The 1948-nt window shown below is 61.4% G+C and carries 2 protein-coding genes; both read right to left on the reverse strand.

All coding sequences use genetic code 11. The annotated features are described in order from the left end of the window. Positions 1-261: 261 nt before the first annotated feature. Positions 262-1338, reverse strand: a complete 1077-nt coding sequence (locus tag WX88_RS28455) for a DUF2931 family protein (protein WP_082116331.1) — start codon at positions 1336-1338, stop codon at positions 262-264. An 8-nt stretch (positions 1339-1346) separates the two neighbouring features. After that, positions 1347-1589, reverse strand: a complete 243-nt coding sequence (locus WX88_RS26620) for a hypothetical protein (protein ID WP_046247474.1) — start codon at positions 1587-1589, stop codon at positions 1347-1349. Positions 1590-1948 lie beyond the last annotated feature (359 nt).

The raw sequence follows: 1948 nt of genomic DNA on the forward strand, positions 1-1948 counted from the left end.
GGCGTTTTATCGTTGAGCAGCGAGACGAAGTGCCGTGCCGCCGTCAATCGATAGAGAAGCGGGTTAAGGTCCATCTAATAAATTTCGTCCTGACTATAGGTTTTATTAGATGAGGGGCCGTCTAGTAAATTTCAGGCTCACGACAGTTTTTATTAGACGAGGGGCTCTCTAATAAAAACTGTCGTGAGCCTGAAATTTACTAGATAGGTAGGTCTAGCTCCGGCCTGTCATTGTCAAAGCCCGTGAGGGTGAAGCCGTCAGTTAGTTCTCGGGAAGCATTTCGACGGGAGCCTTGGTGAGGGGAATTTCGCGCCACTCATTTTTAAGCGAGAGGGAGGCCTTCTGGTAGGGCTTGTCGAGGGCGAAGAAGAAGGTGAGTGGGGCGGCGGGGTGCTCTTTTAGTAGTTGCTCGACGGCGGCGCGCAGCTCGTCCTGGTCGAAGTGCTTGACCCGGACTAGGTAGCGGGCTTTGGAGGGTGTTTGCCCGAAGAGGTAGAAGTCTTGGGGTAGGGCTTTGGGGCTAGCTTGCAGCAGCACATTGCGGTAGGCGTCCATGCCCTCACGTGTGAGCGGGTCGCTCGTTCGCTCGCCATTAACGAAGCCTAGTTCGTAGCGGTAAAGGGTCAGGGGTTGGGCGAATTCCACCTGCCAGGGATAGGTCTTGAGCCACTCGTCCCAGCGCTTGGTGCTGAGCGTGCCGGCCTTGATTTCGGCCTGTACTTCTGCGGGCAACTCAGCCTGGGTGTTTCTGACCATGATGGCCCGGTTGGCCGGGCCGTAGTAGCGCTGGTACTGCTCGGCCGAGGGGGTGAAGGGCGCAGCTTGGAAGCGGCCGACGAGCACCTGGTTGCCGCCGGTGAGCCAGACGACGACCACGCCCTTGGGCAGCACGCATACGGTTAGTTCGTTATAAGTGACCTGTTTTTGTTGTTCGATATCCCAGGAGCCTTGTTTGAGCAGCTGATAGATTTTCTCCTGGGGGAGCAGAAAGGTGCCCTTGTAGAACGTGTCTTCGGCGTAGGAGAACCACGTCAGGCTGAGCTGTTCGGGGGTAGGATGGCGGTCGTCGCCGGAGGACCAGGTCGTGCCCGACGCGCCCCAGTTGCCTTGCAAGGTGTGGCCGCCGGGCACGGCCAGGTAGGAGCCGTCGGAGCAGCGGAAGGCCCCACCCTGGATGGTGACCCAGTAGCCGTCGGCGGCACAGGGGCCGGCGGTGAGGAGGAACTTTTCGGTTTGGTAGGCGTGCATGGGTTTGGAAGTAGCAGGGCGCTGGGCGCAGGCAGCGGCGGGCAGCAGGGCGCCGAGGGTGAGCCAGCGGGTGAGCAAGGAACGAAGCATGGGAAAGGTTAACCGGGGAAAACGAGGCGGTAGGGGCGGCCCTTCTCCCGGCGCTCGCCCATGCCGGGGCGGCCGTCGCTGAGGCCTTGCAGGCCGCGGCTGGCCGAGCGGTTGAGGTAGCGGTTGCGCACGAGTTGGGCCAGGGCCAGGTCCACAGGCAGGGGGACGGGAGTAGGTGCGGGCTCAAAGGGCAGGTCGGGGTCGTAGGGCAGCTGTAGCACGTGGCGGCCCTGCTCGCCATGAGTAGCCACCTGGGCCGTGATGGCGGCTNATGAGTAGCCACCTGGGCCGTGATGGCGGCTTGCACCGGCACCAATGGATGGCCCTCCGGCAGCGTGTACTTGGCATAACGACTGTTCGGGCTTAACTCAAAAAGGTCCATGCCGTGGTTGTGAGCGCAGTCAGCCATGATAGCCAGGGGGATGAACTGATACTCCCAGCTCAGGCCCCGACGGCGGCCCACGGCCGAGTAGGTGGTGTAGAGGAGTTGTCCTGTTTCCCGGTCGTAAACAGGATGGGGCGTGCGCGTGATTTCTTCCCGGCGGTACCAGCCCTGGGTCACTAATTCCTGGCACTCGGCGTCGAGCAGGTGGCGCTCCTCCTCGTTGGT

Source organism: Hymenobacter terrenus (genome assembly GCF_000972495.1).
In the GTDB taxonomy this organism is placed as follows: Bacteria; Bacteroidota; Bacteroidia; order Cytophagales; family Hymenobacteraceae; genus Hymenobacter; species Hymenobacter terrenus.

Excerpts from the sequence above, each read along its gene's own strand:
- WX88_RS28455 (WP_082116331.1), bottom strand. The coding sequence starts at position 1,338 with ATGCTTCGTTCCTTGCTCACCCGCTGGCTCACCCTCGGCGCCCTGCTG.